The following is a 6,948-nucleotide window of genomic DNA, read 5'->3' as shown; positions in this document are numbered from 1 at the left end:
GGGCCGGAGGGATCCGGTGGGGTCGAGCAGGAGCGCGCCCTCGGCGGTGAGCGAGCCGGCGTCGGCGCCCCCGCCTGCCCGCCCGAGGGCGACGCCGGCACCGGCATGGTGGCGACCAACTCCGTCGCCCCGCGCACCGGGAACGTCAGCGCCGGCACCAGCATCTTCGCCATGGTCGTCCTCGAGGGCCCGCTGGAGAGCGTGCACCACGAGCTCGACCTCGTCGCGACCCCCGCCGGCGACCTCGTCGCGATGGTCCACTGCAACAACGGAGCCAGCGAGCTCGCCAGCTGGGTCGGCCTGTTCTCGCGGTTCGCCGCCGCGTCCGGCGGACCCTCCGACAGCGACGCCGTCTACGGCACCCTCTTCGCCGAGGCGCTCGAGGGCGAGGCGGATGCGGGCGGACTGCTCGCCTACAACCACCTCGCGGGCGAGCCCATCGCCGGGCTCGTCGAGGGCCGCCCGCTCGTCGTGCGCACCCCCGACTCGCGCCTCACCCTCGCCAACTTCATGCGCGCGCAGCTCTACGGCGTGTTCGGCACGCTGGCTCTGGGCATGCGCGTCCTCGCGGGCGAGGGCGTCCGGATCGACGAGATGTTCGCGCACGGAGGCATGTTCCGCACCGCAGGGGTCGCCCAGCGCTTCCTCGCCGGCGCGCTCGACGCCCCCGTCTCGGTCGCCGCGACCGCCTCCGAGGGCGGCCCGTGGGGCATGGCGGTGCTCGCCGCCTACCGCCTGCAGAGCGGAGTCGCGCTCGACGCGTACCTCACCGATCAGGTCTTCGGCGACTCCGGCTTCGAGACCGTCGCCCCCGACGCGGACGACGTCGCCGGCTTCTCCGCCTACCTCGAGCGCTACCGCGCCGGCCTCGCCGTCGAGCAGACCGCCGTCGAGACCCTCACCGACCCGCAGAACCAGGGAGCCACCGCATGACCACCCAGACCCCCGCCGTCGAGGAGGCGATCGCCCGCGTCCGCGAGGACGTCGCGCGGCTGCACTCCGAGCTCGTCCGCTACGGCCTCGTCATCTGGACCGGCGGCAACATCTCGGGCCGCGTGCCCGGTGCCGACCTCTTCGTGATCAAGCCCAGCGGCGTCTCCTACGACGACCTCGCGCCCGAGAACATGATCCTCTGCGACCTCGACGGGAACGTCGTCCCCGGCACCCCCGGCAGCGACCGCAGCCCCTCCAGCGACACCGCGGCGCACGCCTACGTGTACCGCGAGATGCCCGAGGTCGGCGGAGTCGTGCACACGCACTCCACCTACGCGACCGCGTGGGCGGCCCGCGCCGAGTCGATCCCCTGCGTCATCACCGCGATGGCCGACGAGTTCGGCGGGGAGATCCCCATCGGCCCGTTCGCGATCATCGGCGACGACTCCATCGGCCGCGGCATCGTCGCGACCCTCAGCGGGCACCGCTCGCGGGCGGTCCTGATGCAGAACCACGGCGTCTTCACCATCGGCAAGGACGCGAAGGACGCCGTCAAGGCGGCCGTCATGGCCGAGGACGTCGCCCGCACCGTGCACCTCGCGCGCCAGGGCGGCGAGCTCGTCCCCATCCCGCAGGAGTCGATCGACGCCCTGTTCGACCGCTACCAGAACGTCTACGGACAGAACCCCACCGGAGCCATCGCATGAGCGTGTACCAGAGCATCATCCCCGACCTCGCCACCCGCACCGTCTGGTTCCTGACCGGCAGCCAGGACCTCTACGGCGAGGACACCCTCCGCCAGGTCGCCGAGCAGTCGCAGGCCGTCGTCGCGCAGCTGAACGAGGCGGGCGCGATCCCCGTGACCGTCGAGTGGAAGCCTGTGCTGAAGAGCTCCGATGCCATCCGCCGCACCATGATCGAGGCGAACTCCGACGACTCCGTGGTGGGCGTCATCACCTGGATGCACACCTTCAGCCCCTCGAAGATGTGGATCCACGGCTTCGACGCGCTCGCCAAGCCGCTGCTGCACTTCCACACCCAGGCGAACGTCGCCCTGCCGTGGCAGGACATCGACTTCGACTTCATGAACCTCAACCAGGCCGCGCACGGCGACCGCGAGCACGGCTACATCCTCAGCCGGATGAGCGTGCCCCGGAAGACCGTCGTCGGCCACGCGAGCGACGCCCGCGTCACCGAGGCCATCGGCACCTGGTCGCGCGCGGCCGCAGGCTGGTCCGCCTCGCAGAGCATGAAGGTCGCCCGCTTCGGCGACAACATGCGCAACGTCGCCGTCACCGAGGGCGACAAGACCGAGGCCGAGATCCGCCTCGGCGTCAGCGTCAACACCTGGGGCGTGAACGAGCTCGTCGAGCGCGTCGACGCCGCCACCTCCGAGCAGATCGACGCCCTCGTCGCCGAGTACCTCGAGAGCTACGACGTGGTCCCCGAGCTGCTCCCCGGCGGCGAGCGCCACGAGTCGCTCCGCTACGGCGCCGCGGTCGAGATCGGCCTGCGCTCGTTCCTGGAGGAGGGCGGCTTCGAGGCGTTCACCGACAGCTTCGAGGACCTCGGTGGGCTCCGCCAGCTCCCCGGACTCGCCGTGCAGCGCCTCATGGCCGACGGCTACGGCTTCGGCGGCGAGGGCGACTGGAAGACGGCCGTCCTCATCCGCATCGCCGCCGTCATGGGCGCCGGCCTCCCCGGCGGCACCAGCCTGATGGAGGACTACACCTACGACATGACGCCCGGCGAGGAGCTCATCCTCGGCGCGCACATGCTCGAGGTGTCGCCGTCCCTGTCGTCGAAGCGCGCCTCGCTCGAGATCCACCCGCTGGGCATCGGCGGCCGCGAGGACCCGGTGCGCCTGGTCTTCACCGCCGACGCCGGCCCCGCCGTGGTGGTCGCCCTGAGCGACGTCCGCGAGCGCTTCCGCCTGGTCGCGAACAAGGTCCAGAACGTCGAGCCGCCCCAGACGCTCCCGCACCTGCCCGTCGGCCGCGCCGTCTGGCAGCCCGCCCCGGACTTCGGCACCAGTGCCGCCGCCTGGATCACCGCCGGTGCCGCGCACCACACGGTGATGACGACGCAGATCGGGCTGGAGGCGTGGGAGGACTTCGCCCGTATCGCCGGCGTCGAGCTCCTCGTGATCGACGAGTCGACCACCCTCCGCGGCTTCGAGTCCGACATCCGCTCGAACGCGGCGTACTACCGCCTCTCCCAGGGCCTGTAGATCCTGCGAGGCCGGACGGCCGGCTCCCTGCGGGGGGTCGGCCGTCCGTCGTTCCCGGCGAGCCGCCGGGTCGGGGCGGGGGCCCGCCGCCGAGACCGGCCTGGATCACGTCGGCGATCGAGGGCGGATCGCCCTCTCCGGCCCGTTCGGCGCCCGCTGCAGCGTCCCGGCCCCGGTTGCGGACGCGCTCGCAGCACGACGGAGGCCGGGAGGCCCGGACGGCCCTCGCGGGCAGTCGGTCCTTCCGGCCTCCGGGATGCAGGCGTGCGGCGGGCGGTCAGTCGCGCGAGGTCGAGAACGCCGCGTCGAAGGCGTCGGCCGGCGGCGTGATCGCGTTGAGCTTCCGCACGAAGGCCAGAGCCTCGGGGGCGCCGTCGAGGCGGTCCATGCCGGCGTCCTCCCACTCGACGCTGGTCGGGCCGGTGTAGCCGATCGCGTTGAGCGCGCGGAACACCGGCTCCCACGGGACGGCACCGTGCCCGGTCGAGACGAAGGTCCACCCGCGGCGCGGGTTCGCCCACGGCAGGTGCGAGCCGAGGACGCCGTTGCGGCCGTCGAGGTTGGTGACCGACTCCTTCACGTGAACGTGGAAGATGTGGTCGGCGAAGTCGAGCACGAACGCGACGCTGTCGAGCTGCTGCCAGACGAAGTGCGACGGGTCGAAGTTGAAGCCGAACGAGGCGCGGTGGCCGATCGCCTCGAGGGTGCGCTTGGCGGTCCAGTAGTCGTAGGCGATCTCGCTCGGGTGCACCTCGAGCGCGTAGCGGACGCCGACCTCCTCGAAGACGTCGAGGATCGGGTTCCAGCGGTCGGCGAAGTCCTGGTAGCCGGCGGCGATCCACTCGTCGGAGGCGGGCGGGAACATGGCCACGCCCTTCCAGATCGACGAGCCGGAGAAGCCGTTGACCTGCGTCACGCCGAGCGCGGCGGCGAAGCGGGCGGTGTCCTTGAGGTCCTGGGCGGCGCGCTGCCGGACGCCCTCGGGGTCGCCGTCACCCCAGACGCGGTCGCTGAGGATGTCGCGGTGGCGCTCGTCGATCGGGTCGTCGCAGACCGCCTGGCCGGTGAGGTGGTTCGAGATCGCGAAGACCTGGAGGCCGTTGCGCTCGAGGATGTCCTTCCGGCTCTGCACGTACTCCGCGTCGTCCCAGCGGGCGACGTCGATGTGGTCGCCCCAGCAGGCGATCTCGAGGCCGTCGTAGCCCCACTCCCCCGCGAGGCGGGCCACCTCCTCGAACGGGAGGTCGGCCCACTGGCCGGTGAACAGGGTGATCGGTCGCGTCATCGCGGTGTCCTCACTCGAGTCGCCGCCCGGGTTGGCCCTCCGGGTGCCCTGGCGGCTAATTTGAAGTTCCACGCAACATATCAGGAGCACCCTGACGGAAGGAACGATCATCCGATCGATCGACCGCGCATCGTCGCGCGCCGCCCTCGCCACCGCCACTCCCGCCCCGACGTGGGAGGACGGCCTGATCGTCGGCAGCGGCCGCGTCGGCGCCGTCGTGCACGGCCCCGCCGACTCCCTGACCGTCCCGCTCGCCCACGAGCGCTGGTTCCTCCCCGTCAATCCGCGCCCGGACGCGCCCGACCTCGCCGGCGTCCGCGACGAGCTGCGCGGCGCCATGCTGGCCGGCGACTCCGACAGCGCCACCGCCCTGCTCGCCCGCGCCGCCCGCGACAGCGGCTACGACGGCGGCCTGATCTGGACCGACCCGCTCGGCCTCTGCGCGACCGTCACGCTGCGCACCCCCGGCGGTGTCGCCTCCGCGGTCCGCCTGATCGATCCGCTCGGCGGCGAGGCCGCGGTGGAGTGGACCGACGAGGACGGCGGCCGCCACGCCGTGCGCCTGCTCGCCCCGCACGGCGGCGAGGGCGTCCGGCTGGCTCTGGAGTCCTCCGCGGACACCGTCGTCACCGTCGAGCTCGCGCTCGGGGCCGGCGAGGCGACCTCCTTCGACACCGGCGTGCCCGACGCCTCGGCCGTGGTCTCGTCGCACGTCGAGGGCGGCGCCTCCGCGGTGCTCACGGCCGAGGCGGGCGAGGGCCCGACCGCGATCCGCGCCGTGACGCGGGCGACGAGCGGAGCGACGTGGCGCGTGGCCGGGGGCGCCGCCGTCTCGGACGTGGAGATCTCCACGGGGGTCGCCCGCGTGCTCCGGCTGGACGTCGCGATCGGCGCGGCTCCCGACGCCTCCGCCGACCTCTCCTGGGAGGAGCTGCGCGACGCCCAGCGCGAGGGGCACGGCCGGCTGGTCGGCGCCTCCGTGCTGGATCTCGACGGCGCCTCCGACGCCGAGCTGACCGAGGACCTGTGGGACGCCGCCCGCGCCGGCGACGAGGGCGCGCGCCGCCGCGTCGTCGAGCTCGCGTACCTCAGCGGCCGCGCGAACATCGTCGCGTCGACCGGCGAGCTGCCGCCGACGCTGCAGGGCGTCTGGCAGGGCACCTGGCGGCCGGCGTGGTCGGCCGACTACACGCTGAACGGCAACGTCCAGAACGGCGCGATGGCGGGGATGATCCCGACCGGCACGCCCGAGCTGGCGCTGTCGATCCTGGAGCTGGTGCTGCCGCACCTCGACGACTACCGCGAGAACGCGCGCCTCGTCTACGGGGCCGAGGGGATGCTCCTTCCGTCGCGGATGTCGACCCACGGCCGCGCCGACCACTTCGCGGCGAGCTACCCGCACCTGTTCTGGACCGGCTGCGGCGGCTGGGTGCTGCGCCTCGCCGCCGACGCCGTCGCCGCGACGGGCGACCGCGGCATCGTCGACGACCGGCTGTGGGAGCTGGCCGAGGGCGTGCTGCGCTTCGCCGAGACCGGGACGACCGTGGTCGACGGGGTGCGCCGGATCGTCCCCTCCTACTCCCCCGAGAACACACCGGGTGGTGCGCGCTCGCCGATAGCGGTCGATGCGACGATCGACGTCGCCGTGCTGCGGGACACCGCGCGGGCGACGGCGCTGCTCGGCCGGGCCCGCGGCGACGACTCGCTCGACGAGCGCTGGGCGCGGGTGGTGGCGGAGCTGCCGGAGTACCGGGTCGCCGAGGACGGCACGCTGGCGGAGTGGATCGACCCGCGGTTCGCGGAGGAGATCGCGCACCGGCACGCGTCGCAGCTGTACCCGCTCTGGTACGGGGGCGATGCGGCCTTCGAGGGCCCCGGCGCCTCCGCGGTGCGGCTGCGGGCCGCCGCGGCGGCGACGGTGGCGGCGAAGATCGCGTGGCGGGCCGAGGCGCCGACCGCTCCTCCCGGGCGGATGGAGATGGCGTTCGGGCTGGTGCAGGTGGGCGTCGCGGCGGCGGCGCTGGGTGACGGGGACGCGGCGCTGACCTGCGCGGAGTGGCTCGCGGTCGAGCACTGGTCACCGACGCTGACGACCCGGCACGACGCGGGGCGGATCTTCAACCTCGACGCCAGCGGCGGACTGCCGGGGCTCGTGGCGGCGATGCTGCTGGGATCGGATGACGAGACGCTGACGGTGCTGCCGGCACTGCCGTCCGCGTGGGCGCGGGGTGCCGTGACGGGGCTGCGCGCGCGCGGCGGGGTGGTCGTGGACCGGCTGGAGTGGTCGCCGGGGCGGGCGTCGCTGCGGGTGCGGCGGGTGCCGAGCGCGGAGTGGCTGGCACCGGCGGGCGGGACGCGGGTGCGCACGCTGCGCGACGCGGTGCTGCGCGTCGACGGGCGCGAGGTGTCGGGCGGGCTGGAGCTCGGTGCGGAGGCGGTGCGCGTGGACGTGGAGTGGCGCGGCTGAGGGCACTGCGGAGGGTACGGCTGCGGCACGCGG

General features: G+C 73.7%; 5 protein-coding genes. 4 read left to right on the top strand and 1 reads right to left on the bottom strand.

What is annotated here, in order from left to right; all coding sequences use genetic code 11:
* The 3 genes from C5D66_RS13575 to araA all read left to right on the top strand — a co-directional run.
* A partial coding sequence (locus C5D66_RS13575; protein WP_258074873.1) for an FGGY-family carbohydrate kinase occupies nt 1-933 on the top strand: 933 nt, incomplete at its 5' end.
* Complete coding sequence (locus C5D66_RS13570) at nt 930-1,640, top strand: L-ribulose-5-phosphate 4-epimerase (RefSeq protein ID WP_104224687.1); 711 nt, start codon at nt 930-932, stop codon at nt 1,638-1,640. The genes C5D66_RS13575 and C5D66_RS13570, both read left to right, overlap by 4 nt.
* Nucleotides 1,637-3,163, top strand: coding sequence for an L-arabinose isomerase (araA, locus tag C5D66_RS13565; RefSeq protein ID WP_104249666.1), 1,527 nt, complete (start codon nt 1,637-1,639; stop codon nt 3,161-3,163). The genes C5D66_RS13570 and araA overlap by 4 nt, the downstream gene beginning before the upstream one ends.
* A 277-nt stretch (nt 3,164-3,440) precedes the next feature.
* Here araA and C5D66_RS13560 read toward each other — a convergent pair whose 3' ends face one another.
* Nucleotides 3,441-4,448 (bottom strand): sugar phosphate isomerase/epimerase, encoded by a 1,008-nt coding sequence (locus C5D66_RS13560; RefSeq protein ID WP_104226056.1) that lies wholly within the window; start codon nt 4,446-4,448, stop codon nt 3,441-3,443.
* Between the two features lie 79 nt (nt 4,449-4,527).
* On the opposite strand from C5D66_RS13560, the gene C5D66_RS17390 reads away from it, so the two are divergent.
* Nucleotides 4,528-6,915, top strand: coding sequence for a glycoside hydrolase family 95-like protein (locus tag C5D66_RS17390; protein WP_374954410.1), 2,388 nt, complete (start codon nt 4,528-4,530; stop codon nt 6,913-6,915).
* Nucleotides 6,916-6,948 lie beyond the last annotated feature (33 nt).

This window comes from Rathayibacter sp. AY1B4 (genome assembly GCF_002932815.1).
Taxonomy (GTDB): Bacteria; Actinomycetota; Actinomycetes; order Actinomycetales; family Microbacteriaceae; genus Rathayibacter.
Note: the sequence above shows the minus strand (reverse complement) of the source record. Positions and strands in the feature narration are given on the sequence as shown.

Bases quoted from the DNA above. Each gene is read 5' to 3' on its own strand.
- C5D66_RS13570 (WP_104224687.1), top strand. From the start codon at position 930: ATGACCACCCAGACCCCCGCCGTCGAGGAGGCGATCGCCCGCGTCCGC.
- araA (WP_104249666.1), top strand. From the start codon at position 1,637: ATGAGCGTGTACCAGAGCATCATCCCCGACCTCGCCACCCGCACCGTC.
- C5D66_RS13560 (WP_104226056.1), bottom strand. From the start codon at position 4,448: ATGACGCGACCGATCACCCTGTTCACCGGCCAGTGGGCCGACCTCCCG.